The sequence below is a fragment of the Arthrobacter sp. ov407 genome, from assembly GCF_900102895.1.
Classification (GTDB): domain Bacteria; phylum Actinomycetota; class Actinomycetes; order Actinomycetales; family Micrococcaceae; genus Arthrobacter.
Genome location: NZ_FNGD01000010.1, coordinates 134695 through 152183, shown reverse-complemented (window position 1 = coordinate 152183; position 17489 = coordinate 134695). Strand labels below are relative to the sequence as shown.

Annotated in this window: 17 protein-coding genes; 9 read left to right on the top strand and 8 right to left on the bottom strand. The window is 66.8% G+C overall.

From position 1 onward, the window contains the following. The first annotated feature begins 53 nt into the window (after positions 1 to 53). From BLS42_RS14220 to BLS42_RS14210, 3 genes are all read left to right on the top strand, one after another. Complete coding sequence (locus tag BLS42_RS14220) at positions 54 to 4901, top strand: NAD-glutamate dehydrogenase (RefSeq protein WP_090582214.1); 4848 nt, start codon at positions 54 to 56, stop codon at positions 4899 to 4901. A 155-nt stretch (positions 4902 to 5056) separates the two neighbouring features. Continuing rightward, positions 5057 to 5560, top strand: a complete 504-nt coding sequence (locus BLS42_RS14215; protein ID WP_090582212.1) for a GNAT family N-acetyltransferase — start codon at positions 5057 to 5059, stop codon at positions 5558 to 5560. Positions 5561 to 5638: 78 nt separating this feature from the next. After that, positions 5639 to 6073 (top strand): acyl-CoA thioesterase, encoded by a 435-nt coding sequence (locus BLS42_RS14210; protein WP_079555099.1) that lies wholly within the window; start codon positions 5639 to 5641, stop codon positions 6071 to 6073. Here the strand turns inward: BLS42_RS14210 and BLS42_RS14205 are convergent. From BLS42_RS14205 to BLS42_RS14190, 4 genes are all read right to left on the bottom strand, one after another. After that, the gene (locus BLS42_RS14205; protein ID WP_176803440.1) at positions 6012 to 7064 is read right to left on the bottom strand and encodes an FAD-dependent monooxygenase; all 1053 of its coding nucleotides are present in this window, start codon (positions 7062 to 7064) and stop codon (positions 6012 to 6014) included. The genes BLS42_RS14210 and BLS42_RS14205 overlap by 62 nt on opposite strands. Before the next feature lie 44 nt (positions 7065 to 7108). After that, positions 7109 to 7501: a nuclear transport factor 2 family protein gene (locus BLS42_RS14200; RefSeq protein ID WP_090582207.1), complete on the bottom strand. Its 393-nt coding sequence runs from the start codon at positions 7499 to 7501 to the stop codon at positions 7109 to 7111. A gap of 129 nt (positions 7502 to 7630) precedes the next feature. Further along, entirely contained in the window at positions 7631 to 8821 is a 1191-nt protein-coding gene (locus BLS42_RS14195) for a 4-hydroxybenzoate 3-monooxygenase (protein WP_090582206.1), read from the bottom strand. Between the two features lie 91 nt (positions 8822 to 8912). Further along, complete coding sequence (locus tag BLS42_RS14190) at positions 8913 to 9692, bottom strand: IclR family transcriptional regulator (RefSeq protein ID WP_090582204.1); 780 nt, start codon at positions 9690 to 9692, stop codon at positions 8913 to 8915. A 131-nt stretch (positions 9693 to 9823) separates the two neighbouring features. On the opposite strand from BLS42_RS14190, the gene BLS42_RS14185 reads away from it, so the two are divergent. Continuing rightward, complete coding sequence (locus BLS42_RS14185; RefSeq protein WP_090582202.1) at positions 9824 to 11152, top strand: MFS transporter; 1329 nt, start codon at positions 9824 to 9826, stop codon at positions 11150 to 11152. 10 nt (positions 11153 to 11162) lie between these two features. Here BLS42_RS14185 and BLS42_RS14180 read toward each other — a convergent pair whose 3' ends face one another. Beyond that, entirely contained in the window at positions 11163 to 12257 is a 1095-nt protein-coding gene (locus tag BLS42_RS14180; protein ID WP_090582200.1) for an FUSC family protein, read from the bottom strand. 229 nt (positions 12258 to 12486) lie between these two features. On the opposite strand from BLS42_RS14180, the gene mscL reads away from it, so the two are divergent. Then, complete coding sequence (mscL, locus tag BLS42_RS14175; protein WP_090582198.1) at positions 12487 to 12981, top strand: large conductance mechanosensitive channel protein MscL; 495 nt, start codon at positions 12487 to 12489, stop codon at positions 12979 to 12981. Here the strand turns inward: mscL and BLS42_RS14170 are convergent. After that, the gene (locus tag BLS42_RS14170) at positions 12978 to 13199 is read right to left on the bottom strand and encodes a helix-turn-helix transcriptional regulator (RefSeq protein ID WP_090582196.1); all 222 of its coding nucleotides are present in this window, start codon (positions 13197 to 13199) and stop codon (positions 12978 to 12980) included. The two genes, mscL and BLS42_RS14170, sit on opposite strands and share 4 nt — an antisense overlap. Beyond that, the gene (locus BLS42_RS14165; protein WP_090582194.1) at positions 13196 to 13612 is read right to left on the bottom strand and encodes a hypothetical protein; all 417 of its coding nucleotides are present in this window, start codon (positions 13610 to 13612) and stop codon (positions 13196 to 13198) included. Before BLS42_RS14165 ends, BLS42_RS14170 begins: the two co-directional genes overlap by 4 nt. 142 nt (positions 13613 to 13754) lie before the next feature. On the opposite strand from BLS42_RS14165, the gene BLS42_RS14160 reads away from it, so the two are divergent. Beyond that, complete coding sequence (locus BLS42_RS14160) at positions 13755 to 14348, top strand: DinB family protein (protein WP_090582192.1); 594 nt, start codon at positions 13755 to 13757, stop codon at positions 14346 to 14348. A 197-nt stretch (positions 14349 to 14545) separates the two neighbouring features. After that, positions 14546 to 15331 (top strand): ACT domain-containing protein, encoded by a 786-nt coding sequence (locus BLS42_RS14155; protein ID WP_090582285.1) that lies wholly within the window; start codon positions 14546 to 14548, stop codon positions 15329 to 15331. 36 nt (positions 15332 to 15367) lie between these two features. Here BLS42_RS14155 and BLS42_RS14150 read toward each other — a convergent pair whose 3' ends face one another. After that, the gene (locus tag BLS42_RS14150) at positions 15368 to 16327 is read right to left on the bottom strand and encodes a diacylglycerol/lipid kinase family protein (RefSeq protein WP_090582190.1); all 960 of its coding nucleotides are present in this window, start codon (positions 16325 to 16327) and stop codon (positions 15368 to 15370) included. 173 nt (positions 16328 to 16500) lie between these two features. On the opposite strand from BLS42_RS14150, the gene BLS42_RS14145 reads away from it, so the two are divergent. After that, positions 16501 to 16731, top strand: a complete 231-nt coding sequence (locus tag BLS42_RS14145) for a hypothetical protein (protein WP_143019198.1) — start codon at positions 16501 to 16503, stop codon at positions 16729 to 16731. Positions 16732 to 16847: 116 nt separating this feature from the next. Continuing rightward, entirely contained in the window at positions 16848 to 17474 is a 627-nt protein-coding gene (locus BLS42_RS14140; RefSeq protein WP_143019197.1) for a hypothetical protein, read from the top strand. Positions 17475 to 17489 lie beyond the last annotated feature (15 nt).

Here is a 17489-nt window from a genome sequence, read left to right as displayed (position 1 = left end):
AGGATGGTCGGCCGCGGCATGCGGTTGCGCCCGCGCAGTGGAGGCGCAAGGGCATGTCACGCAAATCGGTACACCCGGGGCATGCGCCCGCCGGAGTCTTCCACGGGTTCGATGAACAGTTCCTCGCTGCCTATTACGAGCACGCTGCGCCGGAGGACCTCCAAGGCTACAGTCCCGAAAACCTGGAGCAGCGGTCCAGGCACCATGCGGAACTGGCGGACAGCCGCCCGGCAGGCACGGCGGCCGTCGACATCCTGAACGAAAGCGACGCCAGCGTCCTGCTGGTGGTTGCCGACGCCATTCCGCACCTGATCCATTCGCTCACTGCGGAGCTCGCCCGCCAAAGCGAGTCCATCAGGCTACTGGTGCACCCCATTTTTCTGGTCCGGCGGGATCCGCGGACTGACCGGCTGTTGGAAGTACGGCATGGGTTATCGCAGTCCGGACCTGCGGGCCGAATCGCCGGCATCCCGGGCGCCGCGGCGACCGGCACCGCCCAGGACCCGCCGGGGTGGAGGTCCGAAACCTGGGTGGCGGCGGAGATAGGCCGTCTGCCGGGGTCGCGGGCCGTCGCGGAGCTCACCGACAACGTGCGGCGCGTCCTGGCGGACGTCCAGTTGGTCGCTGATGACGCCCCTGCCATCCACGCCCGCCTCGACCGCGCCATCAGCTCCCTGGACCGGCTGCCCGCCGGCATGGTTCCGACTCCGGAGCAGCTCGGTGAGCTCCTGGGCTGGCTGGACCGCGGCAACTTCACGTTTTTGGGATACAGCGAATATGAATACCCGACGGCGGAAGGTCCGGATGTCGTTTCGTTGCGGCCCGGCGCGGGACTGGGCCTGCTCCGGGACGGGCGGCCGGAGGCCCGCCAGCCTGTCACGGGGCTGCCCCATTCGCAGGTCCTTACCCTTTCTATTTCGGATCTGAGGTCGTCCGTCCCCCGCCCGGCTTACCTGGATGAAATCCTCGTCCGGACCTTCGACAGCGCCGGGAAGGCCACGGGAGAAGTACGGTTCGTGGGCCTCTTCGCCCCGGGCGCGACGGGCCGGTCCGTGCGGCGCATCCCGGTCATCCGGGACAAGGTACGCACCATCCAGGAGCGCTTCGGCTTCACCGAGGCGTCCCATCCGGGCAAACAGCTTCTCACCGTCCTTGAGTCCTTCCCCTTGGACGAGCTTTTCCACCGGGACCTGGATGAACTTTCCGGGCTTGCCCGTGAGATCCTGCGCCTGCAGGCCCACCACCAGACACGGGTGTTCCTGCGCTCTGACACCTACGGGCGCTTCATGACCGCCTTGGTGTTCCTCCCCCGGCACAGGTACAGCACGGCCGTCCGCCTCCGGATCGAACACGAGCTCAAACAGGCTCTCGGGTCCTCCTCGCTCGAATTCGAAGTCAGGCTGAGTGAATCCCCGATGGCCCGCCTGTTCTTCCGGATACTGCTGCCCGCCCGTGGGATGTCCGACGTCGATCCCGCTGCGGTGGAGCGGAGAATCGTCAGCGCAACGCGGACCTGGGCCGAGGGCCTGGACGAAGCGCTCCGTGACAGGTTACCGTCGGCGGATGCCAGCCGGTTGTCGGCGCTGTGGTCCGCCGCCTTCCCGGCCAGCTACCGGGCTGATTTCGAGGTCGAGGACGCGATCGAGGACATCAAGACGTTTGAGCAGTTCGATCTCGACGGCACGGGAGGGCGGCCGCTGAACGATCCTCAGCTGGCCGTTTATGTCCGCACGGATGCCTCCCCGACGCTGGCCGAAGACGCACGGATCCGGCTTTACCTGACCGCGGCCCACAGCCTGACGCGGATCTTGCCGTTCTTCCACAATCTCGGACTGGAGGTGCTGAACCAACGGCCCTTCGATGTGGTGCGCGGGAGCGACCGGGCGTTGTTCCTCTATGACCTTGGCGTCCGGTACCCGGCCGGCGTGGATCCGGCCCAGACCAGCGGGCTGCTGGGGGATGCCTTCGGAGCTGCCATGCGGGGGGACTCGGAATCGGACCGCTTTGACGGCCTCGTCCTCCGGGAGGGCATCGAATGGCGCCAGGCGGCAATCTTGCGTAGCTATGCCAAGTACCTGCAGCAATTGGGCACAACAACCTCCTACGGCTTTATGGCCGAAACCCTGCTGGTCAATGTCCGGGCAACCCACGCGCTCTTGGCACTGTTCCGGGCCAAGTTTGATCCCGACCTGGAGGAGCCACGCCGGTTCGGGGACACCGACGCGGCCCGGAGGGATCTGATGGCCGCGATCGACGATATTCCCGTGCTGGACGCCGACCGGCTGCTACGCACCTTCATGAACCTGGTGGAATCCACGCTCCGCACCAACTACTTCCAGGCGAGGCCCCACCTGAGCTTCAAGCTAAACCCTTCCGCCATCGCAAGTGCGCCATTTCCCCGTCCCAAATACGAAATCTGGGTGTACTCGCCCCGGGTGGAGGGCGTCCACCTGCGCTTCGGGGCACTGGCCAGGGGCGGGCTGCGCTGGTCCGACCGAAGCGAGGATTTCCGCACCGAGGTCCTTGGCCTGGTCAAAGCGCAGAACGTGAAGAACTCGGTGATAGTGCCCACCGGCGCCAAGGGCGGTTTTTATCCCAAACAGTTACCGGACCCGTCCTTGGACCGCGACGTCTGGCTGACGGAAGGCCTGGAATGCTACCGGATCTTCGTCCGCGGGCTGCTGGAAGTCACCGACAACCTGGCCACCACCGTGCAAGGCGAAACAGTGGTGCCTCCGGCGCGCGTGGTGCGTCACGACGTCGACGACTATTACCTCGTGGTGGCGGCGGACAAGGGAACAGCGTCATTTTCGGACGCTGCGAACGCTGTGGCCGAGGAGTACGGCTTCTGGCTGGGCGATGCCTTCGCGTCCGGCGGGACCGTTGGTTATGACCATAAGCAGATGGGCATCACGGCCCGCGGGGCTTGGGAATCGGTGAAACACCATTTCCGCGAACTCGGGATGGACTGCCAGGAAGAGGACTTCACAGTCACCGGCATCGGCGATATGGGCGGCGACGTCTTTGGGAACGGGATGCTCCTCTCCCGCCACATCCGACTGGTGGCGGCTTTCGATCACCGGCACATCTTCCTGGACCCGGCGCCGGATGCGGGTGCCTCGTTCGAGGAACGACGGCGGCTCTTTGCCCTCCCCCGCTCGTCCTGGGCGGACTACGATCCAGCGCTGATCAGCGAGGGCGGCGGTGTCCACTCCCGCCGGGCCAAGTCCATCAGCATTACGGAACAGGTCAGGAACTCTCTCGGCCTGGACTCGGGCACCGTGTCGCTGCCACCGCACGCTCTGCTTCAGGCCATCCTCCGGGCGCCCGTGGACCTTCTGTACAACGGCGGCATCGGAACTTACGTCAAGGCCTCGTCGGAGGACAACGCGGACGTTAGCGACAAGGCGAACGACCCCGTCAGGGTCAACGGCAATGAGGTGCGGGCGAAGATCATCGCCGAGGGCGGGAACCTGGGAATCACGCAGCTCGGGCGGATTGAGGCCGCCCTGTCGGGAGTCCTGCTGAATACCGATGCGATCGACAACTCAGCAGGCGTGGACTGCTCGGACCATGAGGTAAACATCAAGATATTCGTGGACCGGATGATCGCGGCGGGAAAGATGCCGTCGCCGGAACGCACCGGCTTCCTGCATTCGCTCACGGACGAGGTGGCCCGTCTTGTCCTGGCCAACAACGCCGACCAGAATGTCCTGCTCTTCAACGACCGGCACCTGGTGCGGGAGTGGAGCCCGGGCTTCGAACGGACCATGGACTGGCTCGAGAACGCCACCGACCTTGACCGCAGCCTGGAGGGCCTGCCCACCAACGAACAACTCCGGGAACGGCTGCGGTCAGGTGAAGGCCTGACCGCGCCGGAACTGTCGGTGCTGGCCGCCTATGCCAAGATCGAACTGGCAGCGGAGCTCAACTCCAGCGACCTTGCCGACGACCCGTGGTTCCGACGCGTCCTCCGGGGCTATTTCCCGCGCCAGCTGTCCGAACGCTTTGAAGCAGAGCTGGAGGCTCATCCGCTCCGCCGCCAGATCGTGTGCACAGTGTTGGCCAACGACATGATCAACCTCGGCGGAATCACGTTCGCTTTCCGCGCCATCGAGGAAACCACTGCGACGGCCGCCGGTGTAGCCAAGGCCTTTGTGGTGGCGCGGGAAGCCTACGACCTGCCGTCGATCGTCAACCGGCTGGCCGCACTCCCCGCCGGATATCCCAACGAACACGTGGCCGAAGCGACTCTGCACATGCGCAGGGTCCTCGACCGGGCCACGCGGTGGTACGTGACGCATGACCATCGCGACCAGCCGGTGGACGTGGCCTTGGGCAGGATCCAGCCCACACTGGAACTGCTGCGGACCCGCACGGTGGACTACCTCCGCGGCTCCGACCTGGACCACGTGCAAGAAAGGCTCGCGCACTGGGACGCCGTGGGGATGCCCCGTGAGCTGGGCCTACGCGCCTCGGACCTGTTGGAGAGTTTCGGGCTGCTGGACATCTCCGTGATCTCCGAACAGGTGCGCGAACCAATCGCCACCATCGCCGACGTGTACTACGCCGTGTTCCAGCGAATCGGCGCCGCGAACCTACTGCTCAGCATCACCGACCTGCCGCGGCAGAGCCGCTGGGACGCCCTCGCGCGGGCCGCACTGCGCGATGATGTGTACTCCGCCGTAGCGGACATGACCGTCTCGGTGATGGAGACAACACAAGTCCACGACGCCGGCCCGTCCGATGCCGTGGAGCGCATCGTGGTGTGGGAACGCGGCCACCAGGAGCAACTGGGACGGATCAAGGACACCTTCGCGGAAGTGACCAAACCGGGTCAAGTGGATATCGCCTCGATCTCCGTGGCGCTGAAGCTCCTGCGGACACTGGTGCGCCGCTAGGCAGTGGCCGTCGCCAGGTCCACCCGAAAGTCGAGCCGGAGGCCGCAGCTGCATGCCATCCCACAGTTCTCCCGACGCTTACCGGAAGGAAACACGGCCGAAACCGCTGGCGCCTAGCCTTAGATTGCATAACACTTCGGCGAATCGAGGCAGTGATGCAGACCAACCCGCGGCTTAACATTCGTCAGGTCACCTGGGCGAACCCCGTCGGCGCGGACCTGAGGGCCGCCCAGCAGGCGGAACTCGAGGCCCGCTTCGGCCGGCCAGACCACGAGCCCGGGGCGCCGCCGTCGGAAGCTGACACGGCGGTGTTCCTGGTCGCGCACGACAAAGCCTCAGGCCAGCCAGTCGGCTGCGGCGGCCTTCGCATGCTGGACGCCCAGACCGCCGAAATCAAGCGCCTGTATGTGGTGCCCTACACCCGCGGCTCAGGGGTGGCGAGCTCCATCCTCGCGGCCCTCGAAGCCCACGCCCACGCACTGGGGATCACCACCCTGACGGCAGAGGCCGGCTCGGTGCAGACCGACGGACGGCAGTTCTACGAGAACTCGGGCTTTGTGTCCGTGCCGAACTTCGGACCGTATGTCGGCGTGGTGCACTCGCACTGCTACGCGAAGCCGATCGATTCGCACAGCGCTGCGCACACCGCCATGGCCTGAGGCCGCGCGGCAGCGCACTGGTACCGGCGCGCTGCGTCACACAACGCCGCCCGTCACGGAGTCGGCTAACCTCGCACTATGGAATCGGCCGACATCACTTTCCGCACCCGCAAATGGGTGCGGCCCGAGGACCTCAATGCCAACGGCACCTTGTTCGGCGGGAGCCTGCTGAAGTGGATCGACGAGGAGGCGGCCATTTACGCCATCCTGCAGCTGGGCAACGGCCGGGCCGTCACCAAGTACATCTCCGAAATCAATTTCGTCAGCTCGGCCGTCCAGGGCGACCTGATCGAGATGGGCCTGACCGCGACCCGCTTCGGCCGGACATCGCTGACCATGCGAGCCGAAGTTCGGAACATGATCACGCGCCGGAGCATCCTCACCATTGATGAGATCGTCTTCGTGAACCTGAGCCCGTCCGGGAAGCCAGAGCCGCATGGCTACACAGAAATCACCTATGACCGGGACCGGATTCCGACGCACCACCTGACCGAGACCCTGGACCAGGACTAGCCAAGCCCAGCAGCGCGTCCCTCACAGGCTGGCCCCGCTCCGCCAGGGCCAGCCGCATCACGGCCGACGACGCCCACCGCAGCGCCTGCGTGCGCAGGTGGCGCGCCCGGTTGTAGGCGCTCAGCGCCTCGCCCATGGGTCGGGTATTGAGCAGCGCCGCGAGGGTCACGGCGTCGACCAGCGCCTCGCAGGCGCCCCGGCCAAGGTTGGGTGTCATCGCGTGGGCGGCATCGCCGAGCAGTGCCACCCGGGCGCGGACATAACTTCCAAGCGGCGGCGTCGTCCAGACCCGCTGCACCAGGGACGTTTCCGGTGCCGCCGCGGCCAGGACTGCGAGGATCCCCGGGGAGTAGCCTGCGTAGCGGGCGCGGGTTTCCGCCAGGATCGCGGCGACGTCGGGGTTTCCGTGACCGGCCCCGGAGCGGAACGCCGCGTACCAGTTGGTCCCGGCCGCCGCGGGACCAATCCCGAAGAGCTGCCCGCGGCCCCAGTATTCGCCCGTGTGCCCCCGCCAGAGCGATCCGGGAACCACGCCGCGGACAGCGAGATACGGTGTGGGCCGCGCCCCGGAGCGGGCGCCCCAGCAGCTGCGGCGGACCGAGCTATGGACGCCGTCGGCTCCCACCAGAAGGCCGGCCGGGTCCGGCCGGACGACGTCGAGGCGGCCGGCCACCCGGCCCACGCTGGCCGGAACGGCGCCGTCGAGGAGCCTGATGAGGTCAACCCGGGAAACGCCGATCAGTCCTGACGCCTGTGCCGCTGTCCATGGCCTGCCGGAGGCCGCCCGGACGGTCATGCCGTCGATCACCGGGCTGGCCTCCCGGACGGCGTCCAGGATGCCCAAATCGCCAAGTGCGCGCTGGGCCGCGGGCCACATGGCCAAGGATGTCCCCACGGTCGGGAGCCCGGACCGCTGCTCGGTGACGGTGACCTCGAAACGCGCGGGATCCAGCCGGGCTGCGAGGGCCAGCCCAGCGATGCCGCCGCCGATGATGGAAACAGCCTGCGCGCGCGGCCGATCATGCGGTTGTTCGGTCAGGTCCAGAAATCGTCTGCCTTGGCCGTGTCCTCGAAGAACTCGCGGCCCTCCGTGATCTTTCCGTCGCGGACCACAAACGTGATGACGGTGGCGAGGTCCATTTTCTTGCCGTTGCCTTCTGCCCGGGATTGCTGGATCCCCACCGTGTAGTTTTCCCCGCCGATGACGTCCTTGACGTCCGCCTGGAAGGAACCCTGGGAGCGGGCACCGAGCTCACCGAAGTAGCTCAGGATAGCGTCCCGCCCCTGTTTGGTCCCGGACAGCACGCCGCTTCCGGCGGCGTACCAGACTGAGTCCTCCGCGAACAACTCGCTGAGGCTCGCCATATCCCCTGCGTTGAAGGCCGTGTACCCCCGCCGGACCAGTTCAACATTCTCTGCGGTTCCCATGATCGGACACCTCTCCGTCATCCTTGTCGGGCCATGCTGGGACGGTTCAAGGCTAGTCCTGGCCCCGGTAAGTGTCGACGGAAATATGCACCCCGAAGGTGTACATAGGGCAGGGCTGCTGGCAGAGCTCTAGCGGGCTCCCGGCCAGCCGGTGTAGGCCTCCGCGAGGTAGGCGCGGCCGTGGCGGGAGGACACCACGGACTGAAGCTCGCCGAGCTGGCGGGCGCGGGAGAAGTCGTCCGCGTCCGCGGCGGTGTGCAGCATGGAGGTCATCCAGTAGGAGAACTGCTGGGCCTTCCACACCCTGTTCAGTGCGCGGTCGCTGTAGGCATCCAGGACCGCGGTGGAACCAGTGGAGTAGAAGCTGTCGAAGCCCTCGAAGAGGACCTTGACGTCATTCAGCGCCAGGTTCAGGCCCTTGGCCCCGGTGGGCGGCACCGTGTGCGCGGCGTCTCCGGCGAGGAACAGGTTGCCGTGCCGCATGGGGGCGTGGACAAAGCTGCGGAACTTCAGGACCGTCTTGTCGATCACGGGCCCCTCCTTGACCTCGAAGCCGTTGCCGTTGACGCGGCTGCGGAAGGCGTCCCAGATGCGGCCCTCATCCCAGTTGTTGACGTCCTCCTTGGGGTCGCACTGGAAGTACATCCGCTGGACCGTCTCGGTGCGCTGGCTGATCAGGGCGAAGCCGTTCTCCGAGTTGGCGTAGATCAGCTCGTCGGAGCTGCGCGGCGCCTCGGCCAGGATGCCGAACCAGGCGAAAGGGTATTCGTGGAAGTACCGCTTGCGGTGCGCCTCGGGAATCTGGAAGCGGCAGAGGCTGCGCGAACCGTCCGCGCCGGCGATGAAGTCGGCCTGGAGTTCGTATTCGACGCCGTCCGCATCCGTAAACCAGACCTTCGGTCTGGCTTCGATGTCGTGGATGGTAGTGTCCGTGACGGCGTACCGGACGTCCCCGCCGTCGGCCTTCCGGCTGGCGGAGAGGTCCAGGAACACGTCCGTCTGCGGGTAGAGCCAGACCGATTCCCCGACGAGGTCCTGAAAGTCGATCCGGTGGCTTTCGCCGTTGAAGCGCAGTTCGATCCCGTCATGGCGGTCGCCGTCGCGCAGCACGCGGTCGGAGACGCCGCTGTCTACGAGCATGTTGACCGAGCCGTGCTCCAGGATGCCGGCGCGGACCGTCTCTGAGATCTCCTGATGGCTGCGGATCTCGAGGACGGTGGATTCGATGCCGGCCTTGGCCAGCAGGTGGGACAGCATGAGCCCGGCCGGGCCGGCACCCATGATCGCTACCTGGGTGGTGATGACTTTTCGCTGTGCCATGTGTGTCTCGCTTCGTTGCGGGGTCCGGGCGGTCAGGCCGGGGCCGTTTTCGACTCCGGCTAACAGTGTGCTCCCCGAGGCGTGATGCGCGTTACATGGATTCCGCTGAATGGAATGCGGAGCCCTCGCGGGGCTCGCCGAGCCGCCGCCCGATTCCGCGGGCCGCGGTCTGGAGGGCGGGAACGAGCGCCTGCAGGCGCACTTCGCGAAGGGGGACGACGACGCCGAGGGCCGCCACGGCGCGCTTCCTGTGGTCCAGCACGGGCACGGCGATCCCCCACGTGTCTGCGTCTACGACGCCGGCCAGCTGCGCATAGCCCTGATGGGCAGCTTCGCCAAGGAGGGCGCGGAGGTCCTCGGGGGCCAGCCGCCCGGTCGGATCGCTGAATTCTTCGAGGTACTCGGCTTGGACGGCGCGGGGCTGGTTGGCCATGAGCACCAGTCCGGCGGAGGATACGTGCACGGGCATCCGGCCGGCCACCTGCGCCCGGTTGGCGACGGAGCCGCGACGGGACAACCGCTCCACAAAGAGCGCTTCCCGGCCGTCCAGCACGGCGAGGTTCACGTTTTGGTTCAGCACCTGCTGGATGTCCTCCATGAACGGCAGGGCGGCCTGGCGGAGCTCAAGCGTGGGGGAACTGCGGTTGGCGAGCTCCCAGAGCCGCAGGCCCAGGCTGACGGAGCCGCCGGGACCGACTTCGAGCAGGCCGTGCCCGGCCAGTTGCCGGACGAGCCTGTGCGCGGTGGTCAGCGGGAGGTCCGCCCGCGCTGCAAGCTCCGAGAGCTGCAGAGCCGTGACACCCTCCGGGAAGGCGGCAATCAGCCGCAGGATCCGGTCCACCACCGAATCGCCGGAGTTCGAATTGGCCACGCCCCTCCTTCCATTGAATGGTTTTTAGTGTCCCACGCAACACCCTGGAGTGATAGAACTCTCACAGCAGGAAGGTCCGGCCGTCACGGGCGGGCACACGAAATCACGTAAATACTAGCGCTGAGGTAACAATGTCAATGTCGTCATTGGGTAACAAATCACGGTGGCCCGTGTGGCTCTGCTGGCTGGCCATGGTGCTGGACGGCTTTGACCTGGTCGTGCTCGGTACTGTCATTCCGACCCTCATCAAGTCGCAGGAACTTGGCTTCGACGCAGTCGGGGCAACGTTCGCCGCGACCATCTCCCTGGTGGGCGTGGGGCTCGGCGCGCTCTTCATCGCCCCGCTCTCGGACCGCCTCGGCCGGCGCAACCTGCTGGTGGCCTGCGTGACGTGGTTCTCCATCTTTACGATCGCCGTCGTGTTCGCACCGAACGTGGCATGGTTCAGCACGTTCCGGCTGCTCGCCGGCCTCGGCCTGGGCGCCTGCCTGCCCGCCGCTCTGGCGTACATGAACGACTACGCGCCCGCCGGAACGGCCGGAAAGTCCACCACCCGGACCATGACCGGATACCACGTCGGCGCCGTGGCCACGGCGTTCCTGGCCCTCATGGTGATTCCGAGCTGGCGGACCATGTTCGTGGTGGGCGGCCTGGCCGGCCTTGCCCTGGTCCCCTTCCTGTGGTTCAAGCTTCCGGAGACCCTGCCGCCGGTCATCCACATCCCCGCACCCGCCAAGTCCCCGGCGGGCATCTCATCGGCCGGCGCCCCGGCGGCCACCCATAACAGAGCAGTGGCTGCGGCGGAAGCCGCGCCCGTGGCCGCACCGGCGGAAGAACGCGCCAGCTTCCGGGATCTGGGCCGCAAGCCCTACCCGCTGATCGCAGCCGGCGTCGCCGTGGCATCCTTCATGGGGCTGCTGCTGGTCTACGGCCTGAACACCTGGCTGCCCCAGCTCATGGCCTCCGCCGGCTACAGCCTGAACGCCGGCCTCGCCCTGCTCCTGGTCCTGAACGTGGGCGCCGTGGTGGGCCTGCTGATCGCCGGGGTCCTGGCAGACCGGCACGGCACCAAGAAGATCGTCTTGCTTTGGTTTGGCCTCTCCGCCGTGTTCCTCACCGCACTCAGCATCCAGATCCAGAACGAAGTCGTGCTCTATGCCGCCGTCTTTGTCACCGGCGTGTTCGTCTTCAGCTCCCAGGTCCTGGTCTACGCCTGGGTCAGCCAGCTCTTCCCGGTCCGGCTCCGCGGCACCGCCCTGGGCTTCGCCGCCGGCGTGGGCAGGTTGGGAGCCATTTTGGGCCCGGCCGTCACCGGCGCGCTGGTCGCCGCCGGCATCGCCTACCCGTGGGGTTTCTACGTTTTCGCCGCCGCCGCAGTCCTGGCGGTCATCGCCCTCGCCTTCGTCCCGCAGACTGTGGCGGCAGTGTCCCGCACCGGCGCCGGCGTCGGGCACGCCTAGGCGTCAGGAACTAGGAGATGCGCCTTGGGGCCGCCGTACCGCGGCGGCCCCTGACGCGGCCCCTGACGCGGCGCCTCGCGCCGGGCGCCAGCACGACGGCGATGCCGACGGCGGCGCCGATGATGGTCTCCACGATTCTGTCGCGGAGCAGGAGGCCGGGCGGCACGGGCGCCACGAGGAGCGTGGAGGTCAGGGCCAGCGGCGTGACGAAGACCTGCGCCAGCATGTACTGGCGCGCGATGAACATCTCGGCGCCGAACTGGCACGCGGCAATCACCAACACCGTCTGCCAGGGCGTCGGCCGCAGGAGCAGGATTCCGGCGAGCAGCACCAACCCCAAAGCGGTACCCGCAATTCGTTGCAGACCGCGGCTGACGCGGTGCCGGGTGGTGTGACCCACGAGCGGAACGACGGCGGCCACCATCGCCCAGTAATTGTGGCCGATTCCAAGCCATTCCCCGGCCAGGGTACCCAGCGTTCCCGCCACGCCTGCCGCCACGAGGTAGCCCGCGCTTTCGTGCCACGCGGCGCGCTTCTCGTCCGGCGTGAGTCCCTCCGGTCTCGGGTTCACCCACGGGGTCCGGCGGCTCCGTGCCACGCGCGAGGACTGACCGAGCATCAGGGAGAAAGCGACCGTGAGCACCGCCACCAGCATGGCCTGCCACAGCGGCGGCTGGTTGGGGATCGACGCGATGGCCGCGAACGCGAAGATATGGAACAGGGAGCCGGAGGGACGCAGGCGCCACCACGCGACAACCAGGGAGCAGCCCCACGCGATCACGGTGGTGGCCACCACCAGGACCCAAGTGGTGCCGGCAGCCGACAGCCCGGCCAGAGCGTCCACCCGCGCGGTGAGGGCGGCCAGGAACATCACCAGCAGCATCAGCCCGCCGCCCCTCACCTGCAAGGTCAGTCGCCTGGCGTGCGGCTCATTGCGGCCGTAGATCCCGGTGAAGGCGCCGAAGGAAGCGAAGATTGCCAGATCCAGGCGGTCCAGCAGCACCAGCGTGATCAGCGGAACAAAGACCCCCACGGCACAGCGGAAGGCAACCTGGTGGTCCTTGTTGCCCGGTGCGATGGTGAACATCTCGGCGAACAACTTCACAGCAGCGGCCTCACAGCGAAGAAGTTTTCATGGGCGGTTCTCACGAGTCGGACGCCTTTCCTTGCAGCCGGAGGATTACGACGGCGGCGCTGGCATCCAAGACGGAGTTTACGCCGGAACGGCGCGGCGGCGGCATCGGAATCCGTTGATCGGGATCTGCCGGACGCGCCGCGAAGTGGTAGCGTCTATCGGTTGAATCAAGCCAGCAACGCACACCGGAGGTTCCCCCATGCTCAAAGGATTCAAGGATTTCATCCTGCGCGGCAACGTGATCGAACTGTCCATTGCCGTCGTGGTCGGCACCGCCTTCACGGCCCTGGTCAGTGCCTTCACCGCAAACGTCGTCAACCCGATCCTGGCTGCCGCCGGCGGGGTCGAGACCCACGGCCTGGGCTTCTACGTGTGGCCGGGCAACGACAAGACCTTCGTCAACATCGGCGCCGTGGTGACGGCCTTCCTGACCTTCCTCATCACCGCCGCGGTGGTGTACTTCATCTTCGTGGCCCCCATGAACCGGATCAACCGCATGGTCAAGAACCGGATCAAGGCAGCCGAGCCCGAGGAGAAACCGATCCCGGCCGACACCGCGCTGCTGGCCGAGATCCGCGACCTGCTGGCCAATCTGGCCGGTCCGGAATCCGACGCCAACCGCGCCGGCGCCGGGGAGCACCCGGATGGGAAGGCACAGCCGGCCGAACCTGCCGGCCTTTCAGGCCGCCGTTAGGCTTCAAACTCTTGGACGCCTTGATCCTCGGGTGGGGTAAAGATGGACTCAATAGGTTGACCGAAAAGCCGGGCGATACGGAAAGCCAGGGGCAAAGCGGGGTCGTAGCGGCCCGTTTCCAGGGCGTTTACGGTCTGCCGTGAGACCCCGAGCCGGTCGGCGAGTGCACCCTGGGTCCAGCCACGGTCCTCCCGCAGTGTCTTGAGCCCGTTTTTCATCGTCTTCCAACGACCGCGCCGGAGATAATCCAACCAAGCATCCCCGCACCGTAAATGATCCACCCGACTCCCTGAATGCTGAGCCCGGCAATCTCCAGGAAGGCCAGCGTCACCGAAGCAATCATGGCGACGGCGAACCCTCCCCCGAGCGCCTGCAGCAGGAGCAGCCGCTGGTAGTCGTCAATCCGCCGCACATGGCGCAGAACGGCCCGCACGATCCACAACGCTGGAATCACCGGCAGGACCGCCCAGAGGAATCGCCACGGACTATCGCCGTCCAGGTCACCCCACACCAGCACGCCGATGAGCACCACCCCGTAGGCGAGTATCCCCGGCCAAAATTCGCGTTGATACGCGCGGGACTTCTCGCGGTCGCCCTCGCTACGATCCTTGCTGTCAAGTTTGTTTGTCATGGCTCTATCTTGGAGTTGTCGCCTAGCCCTGTCAAGGGTGCTTGTCATCGATTTTTGCCGGCTCTATGGCGGGCGGGAGGTCCGGAGTACTTTGATGTACACACGCCCGCCGCTCGAGCCTGGACGCCGAGGAGGAACCCCCATGCCGGATGTTCACTGGAACCACGAGCTGGTGGACCAATTGGACTGGCATTTTGCCAATCAGGCCCGCCCGAGGCTGGACGGGTTGACTGACCACGAGTACTTTTGGGAGCCGGTTCCGGGCTGGAATGTCCGCCGCAGGGACGCCTCAACGTCCCCGGCCGCGCCGGGTACGGGTGACTTCACCATTGATTTCAGCTACCCGGAGCCCGTTCCGGCTCCGGTGACGACTATTGCTTGGCGCCTGTGCCACATTCTGGTCGGCGTGCTGGGCGCGCGCACGGCATCGCACTTTGGCGGTCCGGCAGTGGATTACCAGAACTTCGCCTACCCGGGCACGGCGGCCCTGGCACTGGCTCAGCTGGACGACTATTACGCCCGATGGATCCAGGGCGTGAAGGACCTCCACGACGCGGGATTGGGCGCGCCATGCGGTCCGTCCGAAGGCCCGTTCGCCGATGCCCCCTTGGCAGCCCTGGTCCTGCACATCAACCGCGAGATGATCCATCACCTGGCCGAGGTCGCCCTGCTCCGGGACCTCTACGCGCACCGCCACCTGCTGCAACGCAGTTCGGAGGACCGACCGGCCCTGTAGCGAGCCTCTCCTGTCCCGGTCCCGGTCCCGGTCCCGGTCCCGGTCCGAAACCGTCACCCGGCGGCAACCCGGCCGAAACAGCGGGCCGGAATCATGGGAACATGACGCGCACCGCCGCAGGCAAAAACCCTGCCAGAACCCCAGTCAAAACCCAGTCCCCGGCCGCCTCCGAGTTGAGCTGCGAAGTGTGCGGCCAGATGCCTGAACCGACCAAGGCGCGGCTGACCCTGGCCAATGTCGCCGTGATGCTTCCGATCGAACTTCTGGTGCACGCGGCGGTGGTGGAAACACATCTGCCGTACGTGGCCAAGGTCCTCGTTCTGACCATGACCGCAACCATCCTGGTGATCTGGGTGGCCGAACCCTCGGCGGCCCGGATGCTCAGGGGCTGGCTGCATGCTCCGGCCCTGCGCCACCGCAAACGGCTCGTCTCCGCGCCTGCCCTGTGGCGGGCGCGGACCGTCCTGAAAGACAAGCCTGGGTCGCTGCAGAATCTGACGCAGGCCCTGGCCGGGCTGAACACGAACATCCTCAGCATTCATGTTCACCCCGTGGCCGGCGGCGTGCTGGACGAGTTCGTGCTCTCGGCACCGGGCGAAGTCCGCGAAGCCGAGCTGCTCCGGGCGCTGCGGGCGGGCGGCGGAGCGGATCCGCACGTCTGGCCAACCACCGCCCTGGCAATGGCCGACGGGCAAACCGGCGCGCTGAGCCTGGCCGCCCGGATCGCCGCCAGCCCGGAGGAGCTGCCGCTTGCCGTCGCGGAACTGCTGCGGGCACGGATCATCCCGGGACCGGCCGCCGGCAGCGCCGGGGTGCCGCCCCCGGCGGGCGGGGACGGGACGGTGCTGAAAATTCCTACGGCGTGGCACGGGCCCATCACATTTTCCCGGCCCGACGAGCCGTTCACGCCTGCCGAATCCGCCCGCGCGCACCGGCTGGCCGAACTCGCTGAAATCCTGGCGTACCGGCCCGCGGCACGCTAGCCGACGCGGGCCGGCACCGAAGCGGCTGGCGCTGGGTCAGATGCCCGTCATCCGGATGGTGAGGGCCCCGTGCTCCACCGTGACGCCGAGGTGCTTGGCCTTGCCGAGGGGGTCGCCGTCGAGCTGGAATTCCTGCTCGTGAGCGAGTTCGATCTCGGCTGACTTTCCGGCGAAATATTCGACCGACTCGTTCTTGGAGTTCTTCCGGCCGAAGACGCCAGCCAGCACATCCAGCCAGCCGAACCGGCCGATAGGGGCCAAAATCACGACATCCAGGATGCCGTCGTCGATCTTCGCGTCGGGGAAGATCTCCACGCCGCCCATGATCTTGCCGCAGTTTCCCACCATCACGCTGCGGATCCGGCGCCGCACGGAATGCTGGCCGTCAATGCTGATCTTCGCCCTGATGGGCTTGCCCGGCAGGTGCCGGACGCCCGCTTCAACATAGGCGAGCCAGCCCACGCGGTCCTTGAGTTCATCCACGGTGTTGGCCATGATGGCGGCGTCGTAGCCGAGACCGGCCATGACCAGGAAGATGTGCTCCTCCTCGGCGTGGTCCAGCCTGGCCTTCACCACGTCCACCTTGGTGTCCGTGCCGCTGAGGACGTCGTAGCTGGCGGCCACGGGGTCCGTGATGTCGACGCCGAGGTTGCGGGCCAGCAGGTTGCCGGTGCCCAAGGGCACCAGTCCCATCGGCGTTCCGGTGCCCGCGAGGACCTCCGCCACGCAGCGGACCGTTCCGTCCCCGCCCGCCGCGATCACGACGTCGACTCCGGCATCCAGTGCCTCGCGGGCCTGGCCAATCCCGGTGTCCTCCTTGGTGGTCTCCAGCCACAGCGGCTCGGCCCAGCCCTGGGTCTCGCACAGGCGGAAGAAGGAGGCCCGGAAGCTCTCGCCGGGAGACTTCATGGGGTTGATAACCACGGCGGCGCGCCGGGACGCTGCGTTGTCCTGGGTCTTCGGGGTTCCCGGCGTCGCGGTGTTGTTCTCTGTCATGGCGTCCTTAGGGGCAATTGGGCAAAAGAGGTCCCGAACTGAAATCCTAGCCGCAGTGCCCGCGTAACCTCCGCACGGCCGGCGCAAACCGTGGACGTGCGCTCCGCCACCTCACTAGACTGGGCTAGGTGATGTTCCGGGGGCTGCTCTCCGGACGCCGAAAGCGGGGGCAGATGACTGAACCAGAGAAGTATTCAGCAACGGCTGAATCATCCAGCATGGATCCCCACGACTGGGGCCGGGCGATGGCGCTGGCGCTCACGCGGCTGGCCGAGCAGATCGCGCCCGGAGGCAGCGACGACATCCATGCGCTGGTGGTGGGCAGGAACTTGCACCTGAAAATCAGTGACGAGCCCGGGGGCGTCACGATCACGGTTTCAACGCTGGCGGATTCCGCCGACTGACGCCCGGCTTGAAATAGTGTCGGGAAAATAATCAATTCCCCGCCTTGTTGTGCCAGAATAAGCGGGATTTACCGGCACACAGTGGACCGGAAACACTCATCTCATTTGGGGGAATGATGACAGAGCGCGCAGATTTCGACGCCAGAAAAGAATCCGAATCCTTCGGCGGGGCCCAGCCGGCTTACGGCCAGCTCTGGCCGGACGGGGCCCCTTGGCCGGATTCTTCCGACCACCGGCCGGCACAGCTGCCGGCGTTGCCCGTTCCCCGGATCCGGGCGGAGTCCCTTGAAAACTCGGTGCGGGGCACGGTCTTTGCCCTTGCCGTGGTCCCGGTCGGCGTCGCCCTCTGGCTGATCCTGTGGAAGCTGGGCTGGATAGGCTCGATTGTTGCCTTCCTGACGGCGGCCGGGGCCGCCCGGCTGTACATTGCCGGCAGCACGGCGGGCAGCGGCGGCACCATGACGAGGGGCGGCGCGTGGGTCGTCGTGGCCGTGACCATAGCGACGGTGCTGCTGTCGTTCTTGGGCACCATCTGGCTGGATCTGGCCGACTACATGGGCGGCGCCTCACCGCTGGCGCTGTTGTTCGAACCCGAGGCGTGGGACCTGCTGGGCTATAACTTGGCCAACAACGCGGACCTGGTCGAAAACCTCAAGGGTGAGTTCCTGATGGCGTTGCTGTTCAGCGCCCTGGGCTGCTTCTTCACGCTGCGGCAGTTGTTCGCCCAGTCCCGCCGCGGCTAGGCACCACCGAACGGC

Bases quoted from the DNA above. Each gene is read 5' to 3' on its own strand.
- BLS42_RS14160 (WP_090582192.1), top strand. From the start codon at position 13,755: ATGCCGGATGTTCACTGGAACCACGAGCTGGTGGACCAATTGGACTGG.
- mscL (WP_090582198.1), top strand. From the start codon at position 12,487: ATGCTCAAAGGATTCAAGGATTTCATCCTGCGCGGCAACGTGATCGAA.
- BLS42_RS14155 (WP_090582285.1), top strand. From the start codon at position 14,546: ATGCCTGAACCGACCAAGGCGCGGCTGACCCTGGCCAATGTCGCCGTG.
- BLS42_RS14140 (WP_143019197.1), top strand. From the start codon at position 16,848: ATGACAGAGCGCGCAGATTTCGACGCCAGAAAAGAATCCGAATCCTTC.
- BLS42_RS14165 (WP_090582194.1), bottom strand. From the start codon at position 13,612: ATGACAAACAAACTTGACAGCAAGGATCGTAGCGAGGGCGACCGCGAG.
- BLS42_RS14210 (WP_079555099.1), top strand. From the start codon at position 5,639: ATGGAATCGGCCGACATCACTTTCCGCACCCGCAAATGGGTGCGGCCC.
- BLS42_RS14200 (WP_090582207.1), bottom strand. From the start codon at position 7,501: ATGGGAACCGCAGAGAATGTTGAACTGGTCCGGCGGGGGTACACGGCC.
- BLS42_RS14170 (WP_090582196.1), bottom strand. From the start codon at position 13,199: ATGAAAAACGGGCTCAAGACACTGCGGGAGGACCGTGGCTGGACCCAG.
- BLS42_RS14185 (WP_090582202.1), top strand. From the start codon at position 9,824: ATGTCAATGTCGTCATTGGGTAACAAATCACGGTGGCCCGTGTGGCTC.
- BLS42_RS14220 (WP_090582214.1), top strand. From the start codon at position 54: ATGTCACGCAAATCGGTACACCCGGGGCATGCGCCCGCCGGAGTCTTC.
- BLS42_RS14195 (WP_090582206.1), bottom strand. From the start codon at position 8,821: ATGGCACAGCGAAAAGTCATCACCACCCAGGTAGCGATCATGGGTGCC.
- BLS42_RS14145 (WP_143019198.1), top strand. From the start codon at position 16,501: ATGACTGAACCAGAGAAGTATTCAGCAACGGCTGAATCATCCAGCATG.
- BLS42_RS14150 (WP_090582190.1), bottom strand. From the start codon at position 16,327: ATGACAGAGAACAACACCGCGACGCCGGGAACCCCGAAGACCCAGGAC.
- BLS42_RS14215 (WP_090582212.1), top strand. From the start codon at position 5,057: ATGCAGACCAACCCGCGGCTTAACATTCGTCAGGTCACCTGGGCGAAC.